The sequence below is a fragment of the Kitasatospora sp. NEAU-CNBT7 genome (assembly GCF_057220535.1).
The window spans coordinates 228,978-252,617 of record NZ_JBXQQB010000005.1; the positions used below are offsets into that span (position 1 = coordinate 228,978).

Genomic DNA, 23,640 nt, shown 5'->3' on the forward strand with positions numbered 1-23,640 from the left:
ACCCGCCCCAACGCCCGGTGAATCCCCCCGAACGAACTGGTGAACGCATGTCGGTCCGCACCCGCCCCGCGCTCTGGTGGCGCCTGGCCGTCGTGCTCTCCGCCGGACTCGGGCTGATCCTCGGCAACAGCTCACTGGTGTACTTCACCACCGAGAGCAACGTGATCGTGCTCGGCTACTTCGCCGCCGCGGCCTACTGGATGGTCCGGCGCGGCACCGTCGACGCCCCCGCACCCCGCCTGCGCGGCGCGGTCACGCTGTACATCACCATCACCGGCCTGGTCGCCCACATCCTGCTCAACCACGGCGCGAACCCGCTGCCCGGCCTCGGCCCCGGCCCGGACCGGCTGCAGAACTGGTCCAGCTTCCTGCTGCACTACACCACGCCGCTGATGGTCCTGGCCGACTGGCTCTGCCTGAAGCCGCGCAACGCCTCGCGCTGGCGCGACCTGCCGCTGTGGCTGTCCTTCCCGCTCGGGTACGCCGTGGTCACCGAGGTCCGGGCCGCCCTGTTCCCGTCCTTCCCGCTGAAGTACCCGTACTTCTTCCTCGACCCGACCACCAACGGCCACGCCTGGGTGGCGGGGCAGATCGCGCAGCTGACCGTCGAGTTCGTGCTGCTCGGTGCGGCCGTGATCGGCCTCGACCGGCTCGGCACCCTCGCCCACCGCAGGCTCCGCCCGACCACCGCCCCGGCGACCCAGCCCTAGCGAGGCGCCGTCTCCCGGAGCCACCCGGGCGGCGGGGTGACCTGACAGACCGCCACGAGCTCGATGCGGGGGACGACGTAGTACGCGAAGAGGCCCCCGGCGACATCGACGTACCTCATCGGTTCGCCACTGCCCTGGTAGGTCGCCCCGTCGAGGTACAGGGCCTCCGCCGCCCGGACGAGCTCGTCCGCCTTGTGCCCGACGGCAGCGCGGGAGGCCGCCGGTGCGCCGCGGGTGACGTGTTCCTCGCCGGGAAGGTACTCCCGGCTCCGGCTCACCCGTTCACCGCCGCGGAGGCCGCGCGGTAGAGCTCGGCGACGGCCACGGCATGAGCACGGCGCTCCTCCACCGTCTCGGCGTGGTTGGCGAGGTAGTTCGCCCGGCGATAGGCCTTCGCGGTGTCCGGGAGCGGCTCGATCTCCACCACGGCGGCCCAGTGGGCGACAAAGGCGCGGATGGGGTTGACGCTGCCTTCCTCGATGGCCTTCGCCATGGCTCCGGTCTGCCCCTCCACCATCTCCGCGAGGCGGTCCGCAGCGACGACGGCCAGCGCGGCCCTGACTGCGGCGGGGTTCTTCGCGGGCCGGGGAACGAGCGGGATTCCCTCGTGCACGGGCCGGCTCATGGTGGCGCTCCCCTCTCGTGGGTGGGGCTACTCGCCCTAGGCCCCCGCTCCCGTACCCGACAGGGCGCCGGGCGCCGGGGCGGGGTGGGGCGCCGCCGGTGGTCGGGCGGCGGGTGGTCAGGCGGCTGCGGACCAGGCGGCGAAGGCGCGGTGGAAGTCCGGGAAGGTCTTGCGGACGCAGCCGGGGTCGTCGAAGGTGACCGGACCTTCGGTGCGCAGGCCCGCCACCGCGAAGGACATCACGATCCGGTGGTCGCCGTGGGTCTCGATCTCGGCGCCCCGCGGGGTGCCGGGCCGGATCTCGATCCAGTCCCGGCCGGTGGCGGCGTCGATGCCGAGCCGGCGGAGGTTGTCCGCGCACGCCTGGAGCCGGTCGCACTCCTTGACCCGGGTGTTGTGCACGTCCTCGATCCGCACCGGGCCGTCCGCGAACGGGGCGATGGCCGCCAGCGTCGGCATGGTGTCCGAGATGTCGCGCATGTTCACGGTCAGGCCCGAGAGCCGGCCGCCCGGCGCACCCGCCACCGTGACCCGGTCGCCCCGCAGCCCGACCCGGGCGCCCATCCGCTCCAGCACCTCGACGAACCGCAGATCGCCCTGGAGCGCCCCCGCACCGAGCCCCGGGACGGTCACCTCACGGCCGGTCAGCGCGGCGGCGGCGAAGAAGTAGCTCGCCGTGGACGCGTCCGGCTCGACCGGGTACTCGGTCGCCCGGTAGCCGCCCGGCGGCACCGAGAAGACATCGCCCTCCCGTTCCACCCGGACGCCGAAACTGCGCATCATCGCCAGCGTGATCTCCACGTACGGCGCGGAGACCAGGTCGGTGACGGTGATCCGCAGGCCGTCCCGGGTCAGCGGGCCGAGCAGCAGCAGCGCGGTCAGGTACTGCGAGGACAGCCCTGCGTCCAGCGTCACCTCGCCGCCGCGGACCCCGCGGGCGGCGATCCGCAGCGGGTGGTGCCCCTCCCGTTCCTCGTGCTGCAGCTCGACGCCGAGCGCGCGCAGCGCCTCGGTGAGCGGGGCGAGCGGACGCCGTCGCATCTGCGCGGAGGCGTCGAAGCGGAACGAGCCGTGGCCCGCCGCGGCGAGGACGGGCAGGAAGCGGGCGGTGGTGGCACCGTCCCGGCAGTACACCTCGGCGTCCTTGGCCGGGCCCTGCGGGCGGCCCTCGATCCGCCAGGCGCCGTCCGTCCGTTCGACCCGGTAGCCGAGCGCGGCCAGGCCCTCGGCGAAGCCCTCGGTGTCGTCGGAGGCCAGCGGGCGCAGCAGGGTGGTGGTGCCCTCGGCCGCCGCGGCCAGGAACAGGGCCCGGGCCGTCACCGACTTGGAACCGGGGATCTCGACGGTGGTCACACGCTCTCCTGGTGTCTGCGGCGCTCGTCTGCCGCCGCCGGCACGGGCGGCCTCGGCCGCCATCCTGCCCGCCGGCACCGAGCCCGCGCCCGGGCGTGTCAGCTGGTGGACGCGGCCGTCCACGGCCGGCCGGTCTCCCGGGGGCGGCGGGCAAACGCCTCGGGCCGCGGGGTGGTGAAGCCGTCCGGCGCCGGGGCCGGGCCGGGCGGACCGCTGTGGTCGTACCCGGTCCGGCCGCACCCGGTCCCCCGCCGGGGGCGGTCGGTCAGCGGTAGGCGACCTGCGCGAACGGCCAGTCGGCGGCGAGCCAGTCGGCCACCGCCCGGTGCAGCGGTCCGTCCAGTGCGGCGCGGTCCGCCCGGACCCAGGAGCTGACCTGTGCCGTCCCCGGCTCGGTGCGGGACGGGTAGATGTACACGCAGCCGACCACGTCGGCCTCGGTCGGGCCGTCGAGGACGCTGAAGGTGAAGCCGGTGCGGCGGGCGAAGTCCTCGGCGTGGCGCTCGAGGTCCCGCCGGTTGTCCGCCGGGGTCATCCCCTGCGCGGGCGGCCAGCCGCCCTCCGTGAAGCCGGGGGTGGCGCGGATGTGCTCGATGCTGCTGGTCCAGGCGGTGTGGTCGGCCGCGTTGTGCTGCGGGCCGAGCGGCTCCAGGCGCAGCGGCCCGGCGGTCAGCGTCCGCGGCGGCGTGAATCCGTCCGGGACGAACGGCGCGGGCGGCTGCGTCCCGGCCGGTTCGGCGGAGGCGGGGGTCGGCGTGCCGGGGTCCGGCTCGGTGGTGGGGTTCGGCATGCCGCGACGGTACCCGGCGCCCGGCCCCGCCCACCGCCGGTTTTCGGGCCGCCCGCGCCCGGGCGGCGCCGGTCCCGGTGACGGTCTGCTGTCCGGGCCCGGGCGCTGCTACTGTCGCGCCATGGACAGGACCGAGATCGACGCGGTGACCGCCGAGTTCTTCGGCGCCTTCGACAACCGGGCGGGCGGGCCCGCCGACGTCGCCCGGATCCGCCGGCTGATGATCCCCGGCGGCGTGATCGTCAACTCCGGCCCGCCGCTCACCGTTTACACGGTCGAGGAGTTCGTCGAGCCGCGCGAGAAGCTGCTGGCGGAGGGCCGGCTCACGGGCTTCCACGAGTGGGAGACCTCGGAGCGGACCGAGATCGCCGGCGGGGTGGCCTCGCGGATCGGCGGGTACCGCAAGTCCGGGACGCTGGACGGCGAACCGTTCGAGGGCGGCGGGACCAAGGTGTTCCAGTTCGTCCGTACCCCGCAGGGCTGGCGGATCGCGGCCTTCTCCTGGTCCGACCACCTCTGACCGGCGGCTCAGCGGGCGGGCCGGTCCCGGCCGAGGGCGTGGAGCAGCAGGTCCATCGGGTCGGCGGCACAGCCCACCATGATCAGGGCGTTGTCGTCCCGGCACTCGGCGACCCGCCAGAACGGCCGGATGGTGCTCGGGTCGGACCTCAGCCGGTCGCGGACCAGCACCACGTCGAGCCGGTGCAGCGGCACCGGCCGGCCGTCGGTGCCGGCCCCGGCCGCCGGGACGGCGAGCAGCCCGGCGCGGGACAGGTGCAGGACGCCGACGGCGGGCAGGCAGTACGGCTGGGCGCCCAGCACGCTGGCCTCGAAGGTCACCACCCGCCCCGCCTCGAAGGCCCGGCGGCGGCGCCGCCCGGGGCGTCCGGTGCGCCGCAGCGGGGACAGCGCGCCCAGCATTCCGCCGAACTGGTCCAGGATCACCGACGCCCCTTCAGATCCGCCGGGCACGGGGTGCGCCGGCCGCCGCGAACACAGGCGTACAGGTTGCTGCGCACCGGAAGCGGTTCCGGCAGGGCGATCGTATGCACCGGTACGGCCGCGCACCAATCGGGCCGGTCGGCATCGCGCCATGTCGGTTCCTGGCTAACGCCGGTGACGGAGCGTCACCGGTGGGGCGGTCCCAGCCCGCGGCCCACGGTACCGGAGCGGGACCGCGGGCGGGACCCCTCCGGCGGCCCTCCGGTGGCGCCTCCGGAAGGGCCTTCCGGCGAGGCCCGCCGGAGGGGCCGGTGCCGCGGGCGGCCGGCCGTCAGAGTGCGTCGACGGTGCGCACCTCGCCGTCCGCGACCTCCAGCCAGCGGGTGATGCCGAGCCCGTGCAGGAACGGCACGTCGTGGCTGGCCACGATCAGTGCGCCGCGGTAGCCGGACAGCGCCTGGGTGAGCTGGCGGACGCTGGCCAGGTCCAGGTTGTTGGTCGGCTCGTCCAGCAGCAGGAGCTGCGGCGGCGGTTCGGCCAGCAGCAGGGCCGCCAGCGTCGCCCGGAACCGCTCGCCGCCGGAGAGTGTGCCGGCGAGCTGGTCGGCCCGGGCGCCGCGGAACAGGAACCTGGCCAGCCGGGCCCGTACCGCGTTCTCCCCCGCCCGCGGCGCGAACGCCCGGACGTTGCCGACCACGGTGAGCCCGTCGTCCAGCAGGTCGAGCCGCTGCGGGAGGTGGCGCAGCGGCACCGGCGTGTCCACCTCGCCCCGGACCGGGGCGAGTTCGCCCGCGATGGTGCGCAGCAGGGTGGACTTGCCGGTGCCGTTGCCGCCGACCAGGGCGATCCGCTCGGGTCCGCGCAGCTCCAGGTCCACCCGGGTGCCGTGGGCGAGCCGGACCTTGTCCAGGGTGAGGACGGTGCGGCCGGCGGGGACCGCGGTGTGCGGCAGGTCGATCCGGATCTCGGCGTCGTCGCGGATCGCCTCCTCGGCCTCGGCCAGCCGTTCCTTGGCGTCGGCGAGGCGGTCGGCGTGCATCCCGCGCAGCCGGCCCGCGGTCTCCTCGCCCTGCCGTTTGAACGCGCCCGCGAAGATCTTCGGGTCGTTGCGGGTGACCGAGCGCTTCTTGCCGTACGCGGCGCTGCGCTCCAGCCTGATCCGGGCGTCGGCGAGGTCCCGCTGCTGGCGCCGGACGTCGGCCCCGGCGTTGCGGACCAGCCGTTCGGCGGCCTCCTGCTCGGCCTCGAGGGCCGCCTGGTAGTCGTCGAAGTTCCCTCCGTACCAGGTGACTTCGCCGTCGCGCAGGTCGGCGATCCGGTCCACGTGGGCGAGCAGTCCGCGGTCGTGGCTGACGATCACCATGACGCCCTGCCAGCCGGCCACCGCCTCGTACAGCCGGGCGCGGGCCGCCCGGTCGAGGTTGTTGGTGGGCTCGTCGAGCAGCAGGACGTCGGGGCGGCGCAGCAGCAGCGCGGCAAGGTGGAGCAGGACGGCCTGGCCGCCGGAGAGCTCGCCGACGGTGCGGTCGAGGTCGAGGTGCAGGCCGAGCCGGTCGAGGGTGGCGCGGGCGCGTTCCTCGACGTCCCAGTCGTCGCCGACGGCGGCGAAGTGCGCCTCGTCGGCGTCGCCGGACTCGATGGCGTGCAGGGCCTCGCGGGCGGCCCGGATCCCGAGCGCCTCGTCCACCCGCTGGTCGGTGCGGGCGGTGACGTCCTGCGGCAGGTAGCCGAGTTCGCCGGCGATCCGGACGGTGCCGCCGGCCGGGGTGAGTTCCCCGGCGATCAGCTTCAGCAGGGTGGACTTGCCGGCCCCGTTGAGGCCGATCAGGCCGGTGCGGCCGGGGCCGACGGCGAGGTGGAAGCCGTCGAGGACGGTGGTGCCGTCGGGCCACTCGAAGGAGAGGTCGGAGCACAGGACGGACGTGACGGGATGGGACATGCAGGTCTCCTGGACGGGTTGCCGTGGATGGTCGGAGCAACTCGGGAGACACCGCTGGTGCGGCACGACGGGCACAGCTGAGGAGGCGCCCGCGGATCCGGGACCGGCTCGCCGCCGAGGTCGCACACGCACGCCGCACGCCGGGTACTCAGGCGGCGGGGGCGGTGTCCGGTGACCTCAGACGAGCAAGGGCCTTCTCCAGTCTTGCGGGGTGGCGGCCGGGGCGTTCCACCGGACGGCTCCCACCGTAGGCAGGCCCAGAACGGCCCGCAACGGATTTTCCGCGTGCCCTGCCGTCCCCCGCCCGGGGCGCCCGGCCCGGGGCGGGGCCGCGCCGGGCGGCGATCGGTGCCGCGTCGGGCGGCGACTAGGATCGGGGCATCATGAGTGCCACTCTCGTCGTCAAGGATCTCAGCGCCGGCCACGGCGACCGCACCCTGTTCTCCGGGCTGGACCTGGTGGTCGCCCCCGGTGAGGTGATCGGTCTGGTCGGGGTCAACGGTGCCGGCAAGTCCACCCTGCTGCGGCTGCTCGCCGGGCTGGACACCCCGGAGGGCGGTTCGCTGCGGCTCAGCCCGGCGAGCGCCAACGTCGGCCACCTGCCGCAGGAGCCGGAGCGCCGCGAGGGCGAGTCGGTGCGGGCGTTCCTGGCCCGCCGGACCGGTGTCGCCGCCGCCCAGGCCGCGCTGGACGAGGCCACCGAAGGCCTGGTGGAGGGCCGCCCGGGCGCCGACGACGCGTACGCGGAGAGCCTGGACCGCTGGCTGGAGCTGGGCGGTGCGGACCTCGACGAGCGGGCCGAGGAGGTGGCCGCCACCCTCGGGCTCAAGGTCGGCCTCGACCTGCCGATGACCGCGCTGTCCGGCGGCCAGGCGGCCCGGGCGGGCCTGGCCTCGCTGCTGCTGTCGCGCTACGACGTGTTCCTGCTCGACGAGCCGACCAACGACCTCGACCTGGACGGCCTGGAGCGGCTGGAGTCCTTCGTCAAGGGCCTGCGCGCCGGCACCGTGCTGATCAGCCACGACCGCGAGTTCCTGGCCCGCACGGTGACCCGGGTGGTCGAGCTGGACCTGCACCAGCAGCAGGTCAACGTGTACGGCGGCGGCTACGAGGCATACCTGGAGGAGCGGGAGATCGCCCGCCGGCACGCCCGCGAGGAGTACGAGGAGTACGCCGACACCAAGGCCTCGCTGGAGGCCCGCGGCCGGATGCAGCGCAACTGGATGGAGCACGGCGTCCGCAACGCCCGCCGCAAGGGCCCGGACAACGACAAGATCGGGCGCGCCCAGCGGCAGGAGTCCACCGAGAAGCAGGCGTCCAAGGCCCGGCAGACCCAGCGCATGATCGAGCGGCTGGAGGTGGTCGAGGAGCCGCGCAAGGAGTGGGAGCTGCGGATGGAGATCGCGTCCGCGCCGCGCTCGGGCTCGGTGGTGGCGACCCTGCGCGGGGCCACGGTGCGGCGCGGGGAGTTCGCACTCGGGCCGGTGGACCTGCAGGTCGACTGGGCGGACCGGGTGGCGATCACCGGGGCCAACGGCGCCGGCAAGTCCACCCTGCTGGCGGCGCTGCTGGGCCGGCTGGAGCTGGACGGCGGCAGCAGCGTGCTGGGTTCGGGCGTGGTGGTCGGCGAGGTGGACCAGGCGCGCGGGCTGTTCCTCGGCGGGGAGCCGCTGCTGGAGGCGTTCGCCGCGGCGGTGCCGGACACCGCACCGGAGGAGGTCCGCACCCTGCTGGCCAAGTTCGGGCTGAAGGCGGCGCACGTGCTGCGCCCGGCGGCCACGCTGTCGCCCGGCGAGCGGACCAGGGCGGCGCTCGCCCTGCTGCAGGGCCGCGGGGTGAACCTGCTGGTGCTGGACGAGCCGACCAACCACCTCGACCTGCCCGCGATCGAGCAGCTGGAGTCGGCCCTCGCCACGTACACCGGCACGCTGCTGCTGGTGACGCACGACCGGCGGATGCTGGAGACGGTGTCGGTCAACCGGCGGCTCACCGTCGAGGGTGGTCTGGTCCACGAGACCCGATAGGTCTGGACCTTCCGCCCCCTTTCGCCGATGCTCCGTCATGTGCTGTGCTGGGCAGCATGGTTGACAGCCCCCTGGTTGACAGCGCGTCGTCGGCGTCGTACCCGACCGTCGAGCTGAGCCCCATGACGGTGCCCACCCACGAGGCCGGCGGCCGCGCCCGCGCCTTCCACGACCTGATGGCCCGGCGCCGGACGGTGCGCGACTACTCGACCCGGCCGATCCCGGACGGGGTGGTGGAGTGGGCGGTGCGGACCGCCGCCACCGCCCCGAGCGGCGCCCATGTGCAGCCCTGGCGGTTCGTGGTGATCACCGACCCGGACCGCAAGCGGCGGCTGCGGGAGGCCGCCGAGGCGGAGGAGCGCGAGTTCTACGGGCACCGGGCCTCCGCGGAGTGGCTGGCCGCGCTGGCGCCGATCGGCACCGACTGGCGCAAGCCGTTCCTCACGGACGCGCCCGCCGTGATCGTGGTCTTCGAGGTGCACAAGGGCCCGGACTCGCCGCGGCCGTACTACACCAAGGAGTCGGTCGGCATCGCCGTCGGCCTGCTGCTGGCCACCCTGCACCAGGCGGGGCTGGCCACCCTCACCCACACGCCGAGCCCGATGCGCTTCCTCAACGAGGTCTGCGGCCGGCCGGCCGAGGAGCGGGCCGCGTACGTCATCCCGGTCGGCTACCCCGCCGACCACGCCCGGGTACCGGATCTGCACCGCAAGGACCTCGACCAGGTCCTGGTGCGGCTCTGAGCCGCGGGCGCCGGGGCCGGGGCAAAAGCGCTGGTGGGAGCGGATCCGGTGAGGCGATAATCCTGTCATGAGCCGCACAGCCGACACCCCTTGGCGCGACCCCGGGCCACCGCCGCCCGCCGCCGTCACCGACGGACGCCCGCCCGAGCTGATCGCCCTCGACGGCGGCGTCTCGCTGCGCCGCCGCCGCGAGGCGGACGGGCCAGCCGTGAACGAGGCGGTCCTGGCCAACCTCGCGCACCTGCGGCCCTGGATGCCCTGGGCGCAGGAGCCGCCGACCCTCCAGCACAGCATCGAGATGTGCCGGGCCGGCGAGGAGGTCTGGGACCAGGGCACCGACTTCATGTACCTGGTCGGCCTGGACGCCCGGCCGGGCAGCGTGGTCGGCGCGTTCGGCCTGCACGGCCGGATCGGCCCGGGCGCGCTGGAGATCGGCTACTGGGTGGACGTCGACCACGTGGGGCGCGGCATCGCCACCGCGGCGGCCCGCGCGCTGACCGGGGCCGCCCTCGCGCTGCCGGGCATCGAGCGGGTGGAGATCCACTGCGACGAGTCCAACACCGCCAGCGCGGCCGTCCCGCGCAAGCTCGGCTACCGCCTGGACCGGGTCCGGGATGCCGAGATCACGGCGCCCTCCGAGACCGGCCGCAACCTGGTCTGGATCATGGAGCGCTGAGCCGGTCAGGTGCTGCCGACGCGGCGGGGCCGCCGCGTCGGCAGCACCCGCCGGGCCAGCGGCGCTCGCCGGATCAGCGGCGCTCGCCGGGTCGGCAGCACCCGCCTTGTCAGTAGCGCTCGCCGACCGGTGCCGGGACGGCGTCCAGGGCCGCGAGCTCCTCGGGGCCGAGCACCAGATCGGCGGCGCCCGCGTTGTCGGCGAGGTACTTCGGCGTCTTGGTGCCCGGGATCGGCAGCACGTACCGTCCCTGGGCGAGCACCCAGGCCAGCGCCACCTGCGCCGGGGTCGCCCCGAGCCGGTCGGCGATCTCCCGCACCGCCGTCACCAGCGCCTGGTTGGCCGCCAGCGCGTCCGCCTGGAAGCGCGGCAGGGTGGCCCGCCAGTCCTCGGCCGGCAGGTCGGCGGCGGAGGTGAAGCGCCCGGCCAGGAAGCCGCGGCCGAGCGGGGAGAACGGCAGGAAGGCGATGCCCTGCGCCTCGGTGTAGGGCACCACCTCGGCCAGCGGGTCCCTGGTCCACAGCGAGAGCTCGGACTGCACGGAGGCCACCGGGTGCACCGCCTGCGCCCGCCTGATCTCCTCCACGGTGACCTCGGACAGGCCGATCGCCCGGGCCTTGCCGGCGGTGACGGCCTCGGCGAGCGCGCCCCAGGTCTCCTCGATCGGCACCTCGGGGTCGACCCGGTGCAGCTGGTAGAGGTCGACGTGGTCGGTGCCGAGGCGGCGCAGGCTGGCGTCGATCGCCTGCCGGACGTGCTCCGGGCGGCCGTTGCGCGCCACCCGCTCGTCGCCGGTGCCCGGCACCAGGCCGACCTTGGTGGCCAACACCGCCCGCTCCCGGTACGGCCCGGCCAGCGCCTTGCCGACCAACTCCTCGTTGTCGTAGGGCCCGTAGATGTCCGCGGTGTCGATCAGGGTGACCCCGAGGTCGAGCGCGGCGCGGATCACCTCGACCGAGGTGGCGTCGTCCCGCCCGGCGGGGTCGTAGGCCCAGGTCATCCCCATGCAGCCGAGGCCGACCACGCCGGTCGCGGGGCCGTTGCTGCCGAGTGTGGTGGTGCGCATCGCCGGTTCTCCTTCGGACGGTCGGACTGACGCGCCCAGCCTGCCCCTTGGAGTGCACTCCAGGTCAAGCGCGGCCCGGGGACGGGCCGTCCGCGTCGGACCGCCCGGCGCGGGCCACCGCCCGGCCGTGGTCGAGGGCGCGGGTCCTGACCCTGGCGGTGAGCCCGCCGTCCGGGAGCCGCACCAGCCCGTGCCAGATCCCGACCAGGTCCCGCTCGAACAGCGCACGCAGGGTGGACCGGGCACCGCGCGGGCTCCAGCCGTCGGCCCGCAGGCCGTCCATGACCTGGACCGGGCCGCCCGGCGCGGGCGGCCGGTCGAGGGAGAACAGCACCCAGCCCTCGGGGTCCTGCCCGCCGTCGGCGTCGACGATCGCGCGCAGGAACGCCCGCTGGCGGTCGTTCAGCCCGGTCCAGACCGCGGCCGCTTCCCGGTGCCCGTTCGCCGACCCACCCATCCCGCTCCCCTTCCCGGACGACGGGGGAAACCTAACAGCCCGGTCCGACAGGCCCGCGGGCCCGCCCGGGCCGTCGACCTTAAGGCGGCCGTAAGTCCGCCCCCGGATGCTTGACGTGCACACTTGGTCTAGTCCACTTTTACTCAGGACAGCACGACCCGCACCGGCACCGCACACCCCCTCCGGGCCCCACCGCGAGGGCAGTTCAGGCTCACCCCAGCTGCCGCGCCGCCGGCCCGCGTGCCGCCCCACCGGCCCGCGGGCGCCCTGGCACCGTCCACGAAAGGCACCCCCATGCCCCGTGCCGCAGTCCCCCGCCACGCCGCCCGCCGGCGCTCCCGGCTCGTCCCGCTGCTGTGCGCGGCCGCCCTGGCGGGCGGCGGCACCGCCGTCCTGGCGGGCGGCGCCGACGCCGCCGACGCCAACCTGCTCGCCAACCCCGGGCTGGAGACCGGCGCCCTGGGGCCCTGGACCTGTACGGCCGGCACCGGATCGGTCGTCACCTCCCCCGTCCACGGCGGCTCCTACGCGCTGCGCGGCGCGCCCACCAACAGCGACACCGCGCAGTGCAGCCAGAGCGTCGCCGTGAAGCCCAACACCAAGTACGCGCTGAGCGCCTGGGTCCAGGGCCAGTACGTCTACCTCGGCGCGACCGGCAGCGGGGTCACCGACCCCGCCGTCTGGACCCCCGGCGGCAGCAGTTGGCAGCAGCTCTCCACCAGCTTCACCACCGGCGCCGCCACCACCAGCGTCACCGTCTACCTGCACGGCTGGTACGGGCTGGGCGCCTACCTGGCCGACGACGTGGCACTCACCGGCCCCGGCGGGGGCAACCCGAGCCCCAGCCCCACCCCGACGGCCACCCCCACCACCACCCCGACCGCGACGCCCACCGCGACACCGACGGGCACCCCCACCCAGACCACCCCGCCGCCGAACGTCGCACTGCCGGTGGCGCCGTACGTCGACCTCGGGGCCTGGCCGACGCCGGTGCTGCGGGACATGGCGGCCGCCGGCAACCTCAAATCCTTCACCCTCGCCTTCGTCACCTCGGTGGGCTGCAAGGCCAGCTGGTTCAACGCCTACGACCCGAAGGCCGGCTGGGGCAAGGACCAGATCGACGCCGTCCGGGCCGCCGGCGGTGACGTGAAGGTCTCCTTCGGCGGCGCCTCCGGCACCGAACTGGCCCAGGCCTGCACCACGGTGGACGCGCTGTTCAACGAGTACGACGCGGTGGTCAACGCGTACGGCCTGAAGTACGTCGACTTCGACATCGAAGGCGCCGCCGTCGTCGACACCGCCGCCAACGACCGCCGCTCCGCCGCGCTGGCCAGGCTGCAGAAGGCCCACCCCGGCCTGAAGGTCTCGCTCACGCTGCCCGTCCTGCCCGAGGGGCTGACGGCCGACGGCGTGGCCGTGGTGCGCTCCGCGCGGGACGCCGGGGTGGCCCTCGACCTTGTCAACGTGATGGCGATGGACTACAACCGCCCGTCCACCGACTACGGGGACGACGCCGTCCAGGCCGCCCAGAGCACCCACGACCAGCTCAAGGCGCTCTACCCCGCGAAGACCGACGCCCAGCTGTGGGCGATGACCGCCGTCACCCCGATGCTCGGCGAGAACGACGACCACGGGGTCTTCAACCAGGGCGACGCCCAGCAGCTGGTCGCCTTCGCCAAGCAGCACCACCTGGGCATGCTCGGCTTCTGGGAGATGACCCGGGACGCCGCGGCCTGCACCGGCCCGCTCTACAAGTGCACCAACATCAGCCAGTCGCCCTACGAGTTCTCGAAGATCTTCGCCGGCTACACCGGCTGACGCAGCGCCGCCGACGGCCCCCGCCCGGTGGATCCCCCACACTCCACCGGGCGGCCCGGCACCCGGCCGCCCGGGCGGCCGCGGTCAGCCCACGGCCCCGGCGGGCGCGTAGTGCCGCAGGTAGGCCCGCATCTCCGGGGCCAGCCGGGCCGGGGCCCCGCCGTCGGCGAGGTTGAGCAGGTGCCACAGCCGGTTCTCGATCCAGAACCGGTGGGCGAACTGCTCGAACGACGGCGCGCACCAGCTGATCGCGGCCCGCAGCGCGGCCGGGTCCCCGAGACCGTGCCCGGCCGCCTCCGCGTCCTGCCGGGCCTCGTACGCGTCCTGGAAGTCGATGGGCGAGTGCACCACGAAGGTCTCGCCGGACGGCCGGAGGTACAGGTACCAGATCACGCAGTCCTGCTGGTCCCGCAGGAAGCGGACCAGGAAGGCGCCCGGCTCGACCGGGCTGGGCAGCGGCTTCGACAGGTCGCTCCAGCAGCACGTCACCGAGACCTCGTCGAGTGCCCGGTGGCTCCACTCGCCGGTCCCGAACGCCCGGAAGTCCGCGGGCAGTTCCAGCCCGACGGCGGCGAGCTCCGCCGCCAGCGCGCCGAGCTCCGCGACCCGCTCCGGGACGGGGTCCCCCGTCCCGCCGAGCCAGTCGAACCCTCCGGTGAACCGGTCGGGCTCCAGCGGCGGCAGGCTGTCGTAGGGGTAGTACTCGTAGGTCCCGCGGCACGGCCGGTACGCGCCGAGGTCGCAGGCGCACCACCTGGCCTCGAAACCGGCCGTGCCCAGGACCGCGTCCGACTGTTCACCCAGCACCGAGAGCCCCCGTTGATCAGGTCGAGCGGAATCGTCGGCGTCAGCATCGCACCGGCCACCGACACTCCCGCCGCGGGCGCCCGGACGGAGCGGGACAAATCCGGTACCGGCGCCGACGGCCGCGGCGCTAGCATCCGTTCAGCCGTCCGGGAGGAGCGCAGGAGGACACGATCCGGCCCCTGGGCGGCCCTCATGGGCCCGTCGGCCGCCGCTCGCCGGTGCGCCGCCCACGCGGGCGGGCGACCGGTCCGGGTGCGGCGCCGCGGCCCGTCCGACGCTAGGAGGGGCAGTGCAGCAGGACACCGCAGTGGACGACGCCGAGTTCGACGCCTACGCGAGGACGGTGGGCCGGCTCGGCCGGCTGCCCGCCGACCACCCGGTGCGGCTGCGCGCGGAACGGATGGCCCGCACCCTGGTCCGGGACGGCCGCCGCAGCCGGCGCCAGGCCGAGCGGGACGTCCGGCGGCTGGCCGACGCCCGGCTGCTCGCGGCCACCGCGACCGGCGCCGCCGACCGCCGGGAGGACGCCCCGCTGGTGCCGCCGGCCCGCCGCGAGCCGGCCGGCCAGCTGGCCGCGCCGCGCCGCTGCTACGTCTGCAAGGGGCACTACCGCCAGGTCGACGGCTTCTACCACATGCTCTGCCCCGGCTGCGCGGCCGACAACACCGCCCGCCGCGGCCTCTCCACCGACCTGCGGGGCCGGCGGGCGCTGCTCACCGGCGGCCGGGTCAAGATCGGCTTCCAGCTGGCGCTGATGATGCTCCGGGACGGCGCCGAACTGACCGTCACCAGCCGCTTCCCGCACGACACGGTGCGCCGGTTCCGGGCCGCCGAGGGCAGCGAGCAGTGGCTGGAGCGGCTCACCGTCGTCGGCATCGACCTGCGGGACCCGCGCCAGGTGCTCGGCCTGTGCGAGCGGCTGCGCGCCGACGGGCGGCCGCTGGACATTCTGGTCAACAACGCCGCGCAGACCCTGCGCCGCCCGCCCGAGTCGTACGCGCTGCTGGCCGCCGGCGAGCAGGGGGCGCTGCCGCCCGGCGCCGCGGTCGTCCACGCGCCGGGGTTCCGCCCGATGCCCGCGCTGGAGGCCGCCTGGCCGGTGACCGGGCTGACGCCCGCGCTGCCGTCCGGCGAGGTGCTGGAGCTGGCCGACGAGGCCGGGCTGCTGCCCGACACGGCGGCCGGCAACTCGTGGTCGGCGCGGCTCGGCGGGCTGGACCCGGCCGAGGTGCTGGAGACCCAGCTGGTCAACGCGCTCGCCCCGGCGCTGCTGTGCGACCGGTTGCTGCCGCTGCTGCTGGCCTCGCCGCACACCGCCCGCTACATCGTCAACGTGACGGCGGTGGAGGGCCGGTTCGCGGTCCGCAACAAGACGCCCGGGCATCCGCACACCAACATGGCGAAGGCCGCCCTGAACATGCTCACCCGCACCAGCGCGGCCGAACTCGCCGGGCGCGGCGTGCACATGTGCGCCGTCGACACCGGCTGGATCACGGACGAGAACCCGGCGCCGAAGAAGTCCCGGATCGCCGCCGCGGGTTTCCGCACCCCGCTGGACATCGTCGACGGCGCGGCCCGGGTCTACGACCCCATCGTCCGCGGCGAGGCGGGAGCCCCGGTGTCGGGCGTCTTCCTCAAGGACTACCGGGAGGCGGCCTGGTAACGGCGGTTCACCGGAACGGGCGGGCGTCGCGGGGCCCTTTTCCACCGTCGCCCGACCACCGGAGGATTACGATCGGTCAATGACGGACACAACCGACAGAGCAGGGGAACTCGCGGACCTCGCGGCCCGGTTCCCGAACCTGCACGCGCCGCAGCGCTGGGCGTGGGGCGGGATCGACGCCCAGTTCTCCGCGGAGCTGCCACCCGACCGGCTGATCACCAACATCCATCTGGTGGGCTTCGCCGACGGCGGCGTGGTGCTGTGCCGGGACGTCCGGGGCCACTGGTTCCTGCCGGGCGGTACCCGGGAGGCCGCCGAGACCATCGAGTCGTGCCTGGTCCGCGAGTTGCGCGAGGAGGCCGGCGCGCGGCTGACCGGCCCGCCGGTGTGGATCGGCGCGCACCTGGCGGTGACGGACACCCCGGAGCCGTACCGGCCGTGGCAGCCGCACCCGGAGAAGGCCTGGCTGTGGGGCTGGGCCGAGGTCGAGGTGGACTCCGCGCCGACCAATCCGGACGACGGCGAGCAGGTGGTCGAGGTCCGCGCGGTGCCGCCCGCCGAGGCTGCCCGGATGCTGGTGCGCGGCCGGGAGGCCTGGTGGGGCGAGCTGGTCGACCTCGCGGTCGAGTCCCGCAGCCGCCCCCACTGACCCGGCCGGGGCCGCACGGCCCCGGCCCGGGCACCGGCGACCGGCGGTCCGGGGGGCGGTCAGGTCAGGTAGCGGATCAGGCCGGGTAGCGGATCAGGTCGGCGGTGGACAGCGCGAAGGCGAAGGGTTCCGGAATCGGCACCGGGTCGCCGAACACGCCGCTCCACCGCCGGTGGTAGACGCCTGCGGCCGGGTCGGAGAGGAGCGTGACCGTGCCCTCCCTCGGATCGACCAGCAGGTACAGCGGGATGTCCATCAGCGGGTAGTCACGGACCTTGCCGACCAGGTCGTTCTCCGGGTTCGACGGAGAGACGATCTCCACCGCGATCGCCGCCAGCTCCGCCGGGACGTCGTTGCCGCCGCGCTCGACCACCGTGACCGGGATGTACGTCAGATCCGGGTTCCGGAGCTTGCCGACGTTCGGGGACGCCAGATCGGTGTTCTCGCTCGGCATCAGGTCGGCCGGCCGGTGGGCGTCGAACTGTTCCCGGACGATGAGCAGGTTGCGTTGGTGCACGACGGACGGGCCCGCCATCATGATGATCTCGTCGCCGGAGACCTCGACCTTCCAGCCGGACGGCGGGGTCAGGCTCTGTGCATACGCCAGCAACTGGGCGTGACGGTCGGGGATCCGGGGCTCGGCCATGACTCCATCCTTCCATTCGGGAGGCACCGGCGGCGTCCGGGCCGGCATGAACGGCGTTCACTACAATGCGGGCCATGAGTTCACCGTCCACCCCGGCCCGGGGCCGGCCGGCCCGGCTGGACCAGGCCCGTACCGTGGCGACCGCGCTCGAGCTGCTCGACGAGGCCGGTCTCGACGCCCTCACCATGCGCCGGCTGGCCACCGCGCTGGACGTGCAGGCCGGCGCGCTGTACCGGTACTTCGCCACCAAGCAGGACCTGCTGACCGCGATGGCCGAACGGATGCTGGCCGGGGTCGCCGCCGGGCCGGCGGCCGCGCCGGGCGCCGACTGGGGTGAGCAGCTGACCGGGCTGGCCGGGGCGCTGCGCCGGGCGCTGCTCTCGCACCGCGACGGCGCCCGGGTGTTCGCCGGTACCTACGCGACCGGCGCGAGCGTCCTCGGCTTCGCCGACACGGTGGTGGGGGTGCTGCGCGGGGCGGGGTTCGGCGATGAGGAGGCGGCGCGGGCGCTGCTGGCGGTGGCCAACTTCACGGTCGGCCACACGCTGGAGGAGCAGGCCGCCCGGCAGCCCGCGGACGGGCCGGGCGCGCCCGAGCGGTCCGCGGATCCGGAGCGGCTGCGCCGGGCGGTGGCCGAGGGGGAGTTCGAGCAGCTGGCGGCCGTCCTGCCCACCCTGACCGAGGCGGACTTCACCGCGCACTTCGCGTTCGGCCTGCGCCTGCTGGTGGAGGGCCTGCGCGCGGTGCTTGCCGCCGCCGCCGGCCGGTCCGGACGCTGAACCGCGGCGGGCGGGGCACCGTGCCCCGTCCGCCGCGGTCGTGTCCGCTACTTGGTCAGGCCGGCCCGCCGCAGGGCGTCCGCCATCGCGCTGTTGACGGCGGGGGGCTGGCTGCCGCCGGCCCGGCGGTCCTGGCGCGGGGGCCGCGGACCGCGGTCGCCGCCGCGCTCACCGCCCCGCTCGCCGCGCTCGCCCCGGTCCCGCCGGTTGCCGCCGCCCTCGCCGCCGCCCGCGCCGGGCCGGGCGACCTCGTCGTCGAGCCGCAGGGTCAGCCCGATCCGCTTGCGCGGCACGTCGACCGAGGTGACCCGGACCCGGACGATGTCGCCGGGCTTGACCACCTCGCGCGGGTCCTTGACGAAGTTCTTCGACAGCGCCGAGACGTGCACCAGGCCGTCCTGGTGGACGCCGATGTCGACGAAGGCGCCGAACGCGGCGACGTTGGTGACCACGCCCTCCAGCACCATGCCGGTCTCCAGGTCGCCGATCTTGTCGACGCCCTCCTTGAAGGTGGCGGTCCGGAAGGCCGGCCGCGGGTCGCGCCCGGGCTTGTCGAGCTCGCCGAGGATGTCGGTCACGGTCGGCACGCCGAAGGTGTCGTCGGCGAAGTCGGCCGGGCGCAGCGCCCGCAGGGCGGCGCCGTTGCCGATCAGGGCGCGCAGGTCGCCGCCGGTGGCGGTGAGGATCCGGCGGACCACCGGGTACGCCTCGGGGTGGACGGCGGAGGCGTCCAGCGGGTCGTCGCCGTCGGGGATCCGCAGGAAGCCGGCGCACTGCTCGAACGCCTTCGGGCCGAGCCGGGCGACGTCCTTGAGCGCCTTGCGGGTGCGGAACGGCCCGTTGGCGTCGCGGTGCGCGACGATGTTGTCGGCGAGCGTGCCGGTGATGCCGGAGACCCGGGTCAGCAGCGGCGCGGAGGCGGTGTTGACGTCCACGCCGACGGCGTTGACGCAGTCCTCGACCACGGCGTCCAGCGAGCGGGACAGTTTCAGTTCGCTGAGGTCGTGCTGGTACTGGCCGACGCCGATCGACTTGGGGTCGATCTTCACCAGTTCGGCCAGCGGGTCCTGGAGGCGGCGGGCGATGGAGACCGCGCCGCGGATGGAGACGTCCAGGCCGGGGAGTTCCTGGGAGGCGAAGGCGGAGGCCGAGTACACGGACGCGCCCGCCTCGGAGACCATCACCTTGGTGAGCTTCAGCTCGGGGTGGCGCTTGATCAGGTCCTCGGCGAGCTTGTCGGTCTCCCGGGAGGCGGTGCCGTTGCCGATCGCGACCAGGTCCACGGCGTGCTTCTTCGCCAGCGCGGCCAGGGTCGCGATCGAGGCGTCCCACTTGTTGGCCGGCTGGTGCGGGTAGATCGTCTCGTAGGCGACCACCTTGCCGGTGGCGTCGACGATCGCGACCTTGACGCCGGTGCGGAAGCCCGGGTCCAGGCCCATGGTGGCGCGGGTGCCGGCCGGGGCGGCGAGCAGCAGGTCGCGCAGGTTGGCGGCGAACACCCGGACCGCCTCGTCCTCGGCCTCCTGGCGCAGCCGGGTGCGCAGGTCGATGCCGAGCCGGACCAGGATCCGGGTGCGCCAGGCCCAGCGCACCGTGTCGGTCAGCCACTTGTCGGCCGGGCGGCCGCGGTCGGCGACGCCGAAGCGGGCGGCGATCCGCTGCTCGTAGTCGCTCTCGCCGGGCAGGTCGCCGTCCTGGGCGTCGAACGGCGACAGTTCGAGGTCGAGGACCTCCTCCTTCTCGCCGCGCAGCATCGCGAGGATGCGGTGCGAGGGGAGGCGGGTGTAGGGCTCGGCGAAGTCGAAGTAGTCGGCGAACTTGGCGCCGTCCTGCTCCTTGCCCGCGCGGACCGTGGCGACCAGCCGGCCGCGGCTCCACATCCGTTCGCGCAGCGAGCCGACCAGGTCGGCGTCCTCGCCGAAGCGCTCGACCAGGATGGACCGGGCGCCCTCGAGCGCGGCGGCGGCGTCGGCCACCGACTCGTTCAGGTACCCGGCGGCGAGCGCCTGCGGGTCCTGGGCGGGGTCGGCCAGCAGGGTGTCGGCGAGCGGTTCGAGGCCGGCCTCGCGGGCGATCTGGGCCTTGGTGCGCCGCTTGGGCTTGAACGGGAGGTAGATGTCCTCCAGCCGGGCCTTGGAGTCGGCGGCCAGGATCTGCGCGCGCAGGGTGTCGTCGAGCCTGCCCTGGGCCTCGATGGACTCGAGGACGGCGGTGCGGCGCTCCTCCAGCTCGCGCAGGTAGCGCAGCCGCTCCTCGAGGGTGCGCAGCTGGGCGTCGTCCAGTGCCCCGGTCGCCTCCTTGCGGTAGCGGGCGATGAAGGGGACGGTGGAGCCGCCGTCGAGCAGGTCGACGGCCGCCTTCACCTGCCCCTCGCGGACGCCCAGCTCTTCGGCGATCTTGCGTTCGACTGGCATGGTCACGAAGCCGGTCACCTTCTCCTGAGTTCCCTACGCGGGTCGGCGCCGTGTGCTGCGGCGCTCCGTCCGTCCGTCCCTGCGTTCCGTTCCGCCCTGCATTCTGGCAGGTGCCCGCCCTGATCCGGGCCCGGACCGGCCGGGCCGCCGGGTGTGGCGCCCGGGGCTGCGGTGGACCTCCGGGAAAATTCCGGCCGCTTCGGTGCGACCGGACCGGCCGCCGATTCGTGTAGGTGTGCGAAGGCCCGTGAAGATGCGGGACCGCGCGGCACCGTGCGGCGGGACACCAGAGGATCAGCAGTGACAGAGGACTTCCGCGCCATCCTGAACGACGAGCTGGCCGAGCACATCGCTCCGCCGCTGGGCGACCTGGTGGCGGTCGCGGCCCGGCGGGGCCGCCGGGTGCGCCGAATGCGGGCCGTGGGGGCGGTGGCGGCGTCGGTGGTGGCGCTGGCCACCGCGGGCGTGCTGGTGCTCGGTCCGTACGGGGCCGGCCCGCGGCAGGCGGCGCCGGTGGTCTCGGCGGCCGGGCAGGCGCCGTCGCTGCAGGGTCCGGCCGCGACGCCGGGGGAGGTCACCGGGTCGGCCGCGCCCCGGCCGACCGCGCCCGGGTCGCCCACCGCCGGGCCGTCCCCCGCGCCCACCGTCACGCCCGCCGGGGACCGGGTGAGGACCAGCGGGCCGGCGCTGCTGTCCGCCGTGCTCGGCGCGCTGCCGACCGGGCGGACCGACCACTACGCGGCCAGCAAGGACGGCCACGGTGTGCAGACGTACCTGGACACCGGGCACGGCGTCGGGATGGTCCGGGTCTTCGTCGGTGTCGGCAAGGTGCCGACGGCCGGCTGCCTGACGCCGCTCCCCAAGGGCGAGGACCCGGCGACCTGCTGGACCGACCGGCGCGGGCAGCCGGTGTGGGTGTCCACCGCGGACAGCGACAACTGCGTCGAGCAGATCGTGGTGCGGGTCGGCCATCCGGACGGCTCGGTGGTCCAGGTGAGCCTGGGCAGCTGCCTGGCCTGGAACGGCACCGCCAACCCCCGGGGGGTCATGCCGCTGACCGTGTTCCAGGCCGTCGAGCTGGCCGGGGACCCGTCCGTCTCGGCCTGGACGGACAGCGCCCTGCTGAAGCTCGCCGCCGATCGCTTCCCGGACCTGCCCGTCCTCGGCTGACCCACCGCCCTCGGCCGTCCGCGCCCGGCGCGGCGACGGCCCCACCTCTCAGGAACAGCACAGATCGGGGGAGAACCGGTGCGTGATGACGCCGAGTTCACCGCATTCGCCGAAGCAGCCGCCGTCCGCCTGCGTCAGATCGCCTATCTGATGTGCCGGGACTGGCACCTGGCCCAAGACCTCACCCAGACCACGCTCACCAAGCTGTACGTGGCCTGGAACCGGGTCAACCACAAGGACGGCGACCCGTTCCTGTACGCCCGCAGGATCCTGCTCAACTCGCTGCTCGACCACCGCCGTCGGCGCAGCAGCACCGAGCTGGCGGCCGACCGGCTGCCGGACCTGCCGCGGACCGCCGATCCGACGGACGTGCGGCTCACCCTGCTCGGTGCGCTGGCGCTGCTGCCGCGCCGCAGCCGGGCGATCGTGATCCTGCGCTACTGGGAGGACCACAGCGTCGCCGTGACGGCCGAGATCCTCGGCGTCAACGAGTCGGTGGTGAAGTCGCAGAGCATGCGGGCGCTCGCGACGCTGCGTGAACACCTGGGCGAGGACCGGGAGTTGTTCTTCTCCTGAGGCGGTGGCGGCGGGGCTACCAGATCGGCCGCAGCCGCCCGGAGGGCGCCAGCCTCAGCAGGTCGTCGCGCAGGGCCCGCAGCCGCTGTTCGCCGAGCACCTCGGCCCACGGGCGGACGGCCTCGGCCGAGGCCTCCTCGGCCGCCCGGGTGCAGGCCCAGCCGCGTTCGGTGAGCACGACGAGCCGGGCCCGGGCGTCGTCGGGGTGCGGCCTGCGTTCGACGTAGCCCTTGCGGACCAGCTCCTCGACCATCTGGCTGGCGGCCTGCTTGGTCACCCCCAGGTGCTCGGCCAGCTCGCCGACGCCGGCGCCGTCCGGGGCGAGCCGGACGAAGGCGAAGCCGTGCGCGGGGCGGATGTCGTCGAAGCCCTGCGCCCTGACCCGTTCGTCGATGCCGCGCACCAGGTCGGCGGCGAGGGCGAGGAGCAGCGGGGGGAGGCTGAGGGCAACGGTCCGGTCCATGGGTGAAGTCTGCCAGCAGCCTTGACAGGATCGTCAAGCAGCTTGACCATATAGACAAGCTACTTGACCACATCGATCCAGGAGTCCACCGTGCCCGTCATCCGGTCCACCGAACCCCTCACCCACGAGCTGCACGGCGCGCGGTTCCACTCGTACGCCACCGGGTCCACCGGCAGCACCGAACTGCGCGCCTGGCGCCTGGAGTTGCCCGCCGGGGCCGAGGGCGTGGAGCACACCGTCTCCAGGGAGGAGGTCTTCCTGGTGCTCGGCGGCGCCCCCACGCTCTCGCTCGACGGCGAGGCCGCCACCCTCGCCGCGGGCGACGTCGCCGTCGCCCCGGCCGGCAGCCGGCTGCGGATCGCCACCGGCGGCAGCCCGGCCACCGTCTGGGTGACCACCTCCGCCGGCCTCACCGCCACCCTCCCGGACGGCACGGTGATCAGCCCGCCGTGGGCCGCCTGACCCCGCCGCGACCGGCCCCGGGCCGGGGCGCGGGGCGCGGGGATGCGCCTACCGGCTCCGGTACGGGAGGAGCTCCGCGCGCTTGGGCGGACGGCCGTCGCCGGAGGAGCGGCCGGTCAGCCGGCGGCCGATCCACGGGCCGAGGTGCAGCCGCAGCCAGTGCAGGTCGGCGCGCAGCTTCTCGCCGCGCCCGCGCGGGGCGGCCGGCGGCAGCGGGGCCCGCCAGTCGTGGTCCGCGGGCCGGCCGAGCGCCTCCAGTACGGCGGTGGCCACCCGGCGGTGGCCCTCCGGTGAGAGGTGCAGCCGGTCCTCGTCCCAGAGCCGGCGGTCGTCGAAGCAGGGCGCCGAGAACAGGTCGACCACGGCCACCCGGCCCGGGTGCCGGACCGCGAGCCGCTCCACGAACGCCTTCATCCGCAGGATCGCGGGCAGCAGCCGCGCACCGCCGGCCAGTCGGCGGGCCGGATCGGTGCTGGTGAACATCACCACCGTGGCGCCGCCGGCCAGCAGCGCCTCGGCGGCCCCGCCGAGCTGCCGCTCGACCTCGGCGATGTCGCAGCCGGGCCGCAGCACATCGTTCAACCCGCCCGCCAGGGTGACCAGTTCGGCCCCCATCGCGGCGGCCGGACCGACCTGGTCGGCGCAGATCTGACCGATCAGCTTGCCCCGGACGGCCAGATTGGCGTAGCGGAACTCCTGGTCCGGCCGTTCCGCGGCGAGCGCGTCGGCGACCCGGTCGGCCCAGCCCCGGAAGTGTCCGTCGGGGAGCAGCTCGTCGCACATGCCCTCGGTGAAGGAGTCCCCGACGGCGACGTAGCTGCGGTACACGGTGGCGGTGATGTTCTCCATGGCCCGTCGATCGTACGCG

At 74.8% G+C, this 23,640-nt stretch carries 25 protein-coding genes; 12 read left to right on the forward strand and 13 right to left on the reverse strand.

Going from position 1 to position 23,640, the window contains the following annotated elements; translation table 11 throughout:
* The first annotated feature begins 47 nt into the window (after positions 1–47).
* Positions 48–710 carry a Pr6Pr family membrane protein gene (locus AC2TEW_RS09370; protein ID WP_484622884.1) on the forward strand — a complete coding sequence of 221 codons (663 nt, stop codon included), beginning with the start codon at positions 48–50 and terminating at the stop codon, positions 708–710.
* Here AC2TEW_RS09370 and AC2TEW_RS09375 read toward each other — a convergent pair.
* The 4 genes from AC2TEW_RS09375 to AC2TEW_RS09390 form a co-directional block, all read right to left on the reverse strand.
* Positions 707–988 (reverse strand): hypothetical protein, encoded by a 282-nt coding sequence (locus AC2TEW_RS09375; RefSeq protein WP_484622885.1) that lies wholly within the window; start codon positions 986–988, stop codon positions 707–709. The genes AC2TEW_RS09370 and AC2TEW_RS09375 overlap by 4 nt on opposite strands.
* The gene (locus AC2TEW_RS09380) at positions 985–1,335 is read right to left on the reverse strand and encodes a hypothetical protein (protein ID WP_484622886.1); all 351 of its coding nucleotides are present in this window, start codon (positions 1,333–1,335) and stop codon (positions 985–987) included. The genes AC2TEW_RS09375 and AC2TEW_RS09380 overlap by 4 nt, the downstream gene beginning before the upstream one ends.
* A gap of 117 nt (positions 1,336–1,452) precedes the next feature.
* On the reverse strand, positions 1,453–2,688 hold the full coding sequence (gene aroA, locus AC2TEW_RS09385) for a 3-phosphoshikimate 1-carboxyvinyltransferase (RefSeq protein WP_484622887.1): 1,236 nt from the start codon (positions 2,686–2,688) through the stop codon (positions 1,453–1,455).
* Between the two features lie 265 nt (positions 2,689–2,953).
* A complete protein-coding gene (locus tag AC2TEW_RS09390; protein ID WP_484622888.1) occupies positions 2,954–3,478 on the reverse strand; it encodes an N-acetyltransferase in 525 nt (174 codons plus the stop codon).
* A gap of 121 nt (positions 3,479–3,599) precedes the next feature.
* On the opposite strand from AC2TEW_RS09390, the gene AC2TEW_RS09395 reads away from it, so the two are divergent.
* Positions 3,600–3,998, forward strand: coding sequence for a Cif family virulence factor (locus AC2TEW_RS09395; RefSeq protein WP_484622889.1), 399 nt, complete (start codon positions 3,600–3,602; stop codon positions 3,996–3,998).
* 8 nt (positions 3,999–4,006) lie between these two features.
* Here the strand turns inward: AC2TEW_RS09395 and AC2TEW_RS09400 are convergent, their stop codons facing one another.
* Both AC2TEW_RS09400 and AC2TEW_RS09405 read right to left on the reverse strand, forming a co-directional pair.
* Positions 4,007–4,423 (reverse strand): hypothetical protein, encoded by a 417-nt coding sequence (locus AC2TEW_RS09400; protein ID WP_484622890.1) that lies wholly within the window; start codon positions 4,421–4,423, stop codon positions 4,007–4,009.
* 328 nt (positions 4,424–4,751) lie between these two features.
* Positions 4,752–6,359 (reverse strand): ABC-F family ATP-binding cassette domain-containing protein, encoded by a 1,608-nt coding sequence (locus AC2TEW_RS09405; RefSeq protein WP_484622891.1) that lies wholly within the window; start codon positions 6,357–6,359, stop codon positions 4,752–4,754.
* Positions 6,360–6,742: 383 nt separating this feature from the next.
* On the opposite strand from AC2TEW_RS09405, the gene AC2TEW_RS09410 reads away from it, so the two are divergent.
* From AC2TEW_RS09410 to AC2TEW_RS09420, 3 genes are all read left to right on the forward strand, one after another.
* Positions 6,743–8,383: an ABC-F family ATP-binding cassette domain-containing protein gene (locus AC2TEW_RS09410; RefSeq protein ID WP_484622892.1), complete on the forward strand. Its 1,641-nt coding sequence runs from the start codon at positions 6,743–6,745 to the stop codon at positions 8,381–8,383.
* Positions 8,384–8,439: 56 nt separating this feature from the next.
* Positions 8,440–9,126, forward strand: a complete 687-nt coding sequence (locus AC2TEW_RS09415) for a nitroreductase family protein (RefSeq protein ID WP_484622893.1) — start codon at positions 8,440–8,442, stop codon at positions 9,124–9,126.
* A gap of 67 nt (positions 9,127–9,193) precedes the next feature.
* The gene (locus AC2TEW_RS09420) at positions 9,194–9,802 is read left to right on the forward strand and encodes a GNAT family N-acetyltransferase (protein WP_484622894.1); all 609 of its coding nucleotides are present in this window, start codon (positions 9,194–9,196) and stop codon (positions 9,800–9,802) included.
* Between the two features lie 109 nt (positions 9,803–9,911).
* Here AC2TEW_RS09420 and AC2TEW_RS09425 read toward each other — a convergent pair whose 3' ends face one another.
* A complete protein-coding gene (locus AC2TEW_RS09425) occupies positions 9,912–10,868 on the reverse strand; it encodes an aldo/keto reductase (protein ID WP_484622895.1) in 957 nt (318 codons plus the stop codon).
* Positions 10,869–10,932: 64 nt separating this feature from the next.
* Positions 10,933–11,325: a hypothetical protein gene (locus AC2TEW_RS09430; RefSeq protein WP_484622896.1), complete on the reverse strand. Its 393-nt coding sequence runs from the start codon at positions 11,323–11,325 to the stop codon at positions 10,933–10,935.
* Positions 11,326–11,619: 294 nt separating this feature from the next.
* On the opposite strand from AC2TEW_RS09430, the gene AC2TEW_RS09435 reads away from it, so the two are divergent.
* Positions 11,620–13,143, forward strand: a complete 1,524-nt coding sequence (locus AC2TEW_RS09435) for a carbohydrate binding domain-containing protein (protein ID WP_484622897.1) — start codon at positions 11,620–11,622, stop codon at positions 13,141–13,143.
* Between the two features lie 84 nt (positions 13,144–13,227).
* Here the strand turns inward: AC2TEW_RS09435 and AC2TEW_RS09440 are convergent, their stop codons facing one another.
* Positions 13,228–13,950 carry a hypothetical protein gene (locus AC2TEW_RS09440; protein WP_484622898.1) on the reverse strand — a complete coding sequence of 241 codons (723 nt, stop codon included), beginning with the start codon at positions 13,948–13,950 and terminating at the stop codon, positions 13,228–13,230.
* A gap of 289 nt (positions 13,951–14,239) precedes the next feature.
* Between AC2TEW_RS09440 and AC2TEW_RS09445 the strand changes: the two genes are divergently transcribed.
* Together AC2TEW_RS09445 and AC2TEW_RS09450 are read left to right on the forward strand one after the other, a co-directional pair.
* Positions 14,240–15,613 (forward strand): SDR family oxidoreductase, encoded by a 1,374-nt coding sequence (locus tag AC2TEW_RS09445; RefSeq protein ID WP_484622899.1) that lies wholly within the window; start codon positions 14,240–14,242, stop codon positions 15,611–15,613.
* 79 nt (positions 15,614–15,692) lie between these two features.
* On the forward strand, positions 15,693–16,262 hold the full coding sequence (locus AC2TEW_RS09450) for an NUDIX hydrolase (protein ID WP_484622900.1): 570 nt from the start codon (positions 15,693–15,695) through the stop codon (positions 16,260–16,262).
* Positions 16,263–16,338: 76 nt separating this feature from the next.
* On the opposite strand, the gene AC2TEW_RS09455 is transcribed toward AC2TEW_RS09450, so the two are convergent.
* Positions 16,339–16,908 (reverse strand): Uma2 family endonuclease, encoded by a 570-nt coding sequence (locus AC2TEW_RS09455; protein ID WP_484622901.1) that lies wholly within the window; start codon positions 16,906–16,908, stop codon positions 16,339–16,341.
* 74 nt (positions 16,909–16,982) lie between these two features.
* Between AC2TEW_RS09455 and AC2TEW_RS09460 the strand changes: the two genes are divergently transcribed.
* Positions 16,983–17,687 (forward strand): TetR/AcrR family transcriptional regulator C-terminal domain-containing protein, encoded by a 705-nt coding sequence (locus tag AC2TEW_RS09460; RefSeq protein WP_484622902.1) that lies wholly within the window; start codon positions 16,983–16,985, stop codon positions 17,685–17,687.
* A gap of 47 nt (positions 17,688–17,734) precedes the next feature.
* Here the strand turns inward: AC2TEW_RS09460 and AC2TEW_RS09465 are convergent, their stop codons facing one another.
* The gene (locus AC2TEW_RS09465) at positions 17,735–20,101 is read right to left on the reverse strand and encodes a Tex family protein (RefSeq protein ID WP_484623013.1); all 2,367 of its coding nucleotides are present in this window, start codon (positions 20,099–20,101) and stop codon (positions 17,735–17,737) included.
* 300 nt (positions 20,102–20,401) lie between these two features.
* Between AC2TEW_RS09465 and AC2TEW_RS09470 the strand changes: the two genes are divergently transcribed.
* Together AC2TEW_RS09470 and AC2TEW_RS09475 are read left to right on the forward strand one after the other, a co-directional pair.
* A complete protein-coding gene (locus AC2TEW_RS09470) occupies positions 20,402–21,271 on the forward strand; it encodes a hypothetical protein (protein ID WP_484622903.1) in 870 nt (289 codons plus the stop codon).
* A 78-nt stretch (positions 21,272–21,349) separates the two neighbouring features.
* A complete protein-coding gene (locus tag AC2TEW_RS09475; RefSeq protein WP_484622904.1) occupies positions 21,350–21,847 on the forward strand; it encodes a sigma-70 family RNA polymerase sigma factor in 498 nt (165 codons plus the stop codon).
* A gap of 16 nt (positions 21,848–21,863) precedes the next feature.
* Here the strand turns inward: AC2TEW_RS09475 and AC2TEW_RS09480 are convergent, their stop codons facing one another.
* A complete protein-coding gene (locus AC2TEW_RS09480; protein ID WP_484622905.1) occupies positions 21,864–22,310 on the reverse strand; it encodes a MarR family winged helix-turn-helix transcriptional regulator in 447 nt (148 codons plus the stop codon).
* Between the two features lie 63 nt (positions 22,311–22,373).
* On the opposite strand from AC2TEW_RS09480, the gene AC2TEW_RS09485 reads away from it, so the two are divergent.
* Complete coding sequence (locus AC2TEW_RS09485; protein WP_484622906.1) at positions 22,374–22,772, forward strand: cupin domain-containing protein; 399 nt, start codon at positions 22,374–22,376, stop codon at positions 22,770–22,772.
* 48 nt (positions 22,773–22,820) lie between these two features.
* Here AC2TEW_RS09485 and AC2TEW_RS09490 read toward each other — a convergent pair whose 3' ends face one another.
* The gene (locus AC2TEW_RS09490) at positions 22,821–23,621 is read right to left on the reverse strand and encodes an SGNH/GDSL hydrolase family protein (protein WP_484622907.1); all 801 of its coding nucleotides are present in this window, start codon (positions 23,619–23,621) and stop codon (positions 22,821–22,823) included.
* Between the last annotated feature and the right edge of the window lie 19 nt (positions 23,622–23,640).

Bases quoted from the DNA above. Each gene is read 5' to 3' on its own strand.
- AC2TEW_RS09410 (WP_484622892.1), top strand. From the start codon at position 6,743: ATGAGTGCCACTCTCGTCGTCAAGGATCTCAGCGCCGGCCACGGCGAC.
- AC2TEW_RS09455 (WP_484622901.1), bottom strand. From the start codon at position 16,908: ATGGCCGAGCCCCGGATCCCCGACCGTCACGCCCAGTTGCTGGCGTAT.
- AC2TEW_RS09465 (WP_484623013.1), bottom strand. From the start codon at position 20,101: ATGCCAGTCGAACGCAAGATCGCCGAAGAGCTGGGCGTCCGCGAGGGG.
- AC2TEW_RS09380 (WP_484622886.1), bottom strand. From the start codon at position 1,335: ATGAGCCGGCCCGTGCACGAGGGAATCCCGCTCGTTCCCCGGCCCGCG.
- AC2TEW_RS09425 (WP_484622895.1), bottom strand. From the start codon at position 10,868: ATGCGCACCACCACACTCGGCAGCAACGGCCCCGCGACCGGCGTGGTC.
- AC2TEW_RS09370 (WP_484622884.1), top strand. From the start codon at position 48: ATGTCGGTCCGCACCCGCCCCGCGCTCTGGTGGCGCCTGGCCGTCGTG.
- AC2TEW_RS09420 (WP_484622894.1), top strand. From the start codon at position 9,194: ATGAGCCGCACAGCCGACACCCCTTGGCGCGACCCCGGGCCACCGCCG.
- AC2TEW_RS09450 (WP_484622900.1), top strand. From the start codon at position 15,693: ATGACGGACACAACCGACAGAGCAGGGGAACTCGCGGACCTCGCGGCC.
- AC2TEW_RS09490 (WP_484622907.1), bottom strand. From the start codon at position 23,621: ATGGAGAACATCACCGCCACCGTGTACCGCAGCTACGTCGCCGTCGGG.
- AC2TEW_RS09480 (WP_484622905.1), bottom strand. From the start codon at position 22,310: ATGGACCGGACCGTTGCCCTCAGCCTCCCCCCGCTGCTCCTCGCCCTC.
- AC2TEW_RS09430 (WP_484622896.1), bottom strand. From the start codon at position 11,325: ATGGGTGGGTCGGCGAACGGGCACCGGGAAGCGGCCGCGGTCTGGACC.
- AC2TEW_RS09390 (WP_484622888.1), bottom strand. From the start codon at position 3,478: ATGCCGAACCCCACCACCGAGCCGGACCCCGGCACGCCGACCCCCGCC.
- AC2TEW_RS09415 (WP_484622893.1), top strand. From the start codon at position 8,440: ATGGTTGACAGCCCCCTGGTTGACAGCGCGTCGTCGGCGTCGTACCCG.
- AC2TEW_RS09395 (WP_484622889.1), top strand. From the start codon at position 3,600: ATGGACAGGACCGAGATCGACGCGGTGACCGCCGAGTTCTTCGGCGCC.
- AC2TEW_RS09460 (WP_484622902.1), top strand. From the start codon at position 16,983: ATGAGTTCACCGTCCACCCCGGCCCGGGGCCGGCCGGCCCGGCTGGAC.
- AC2TEW_RS09435 (WP_484622897.1), top strand. From the start codon at position 11,620: ATGCCCCGTGCCGCAGTCCCCCGCCACGCCGCCCGCCGGCGCTCCCGG.
- AC2TEW_RS09405 (WP_484622891.1), bottom strand. From the start codon at position 6,359: ATGTCCCATCCCGTCACGTCCGTCCTGTGCTCCGACCTCTCCTTCGAG.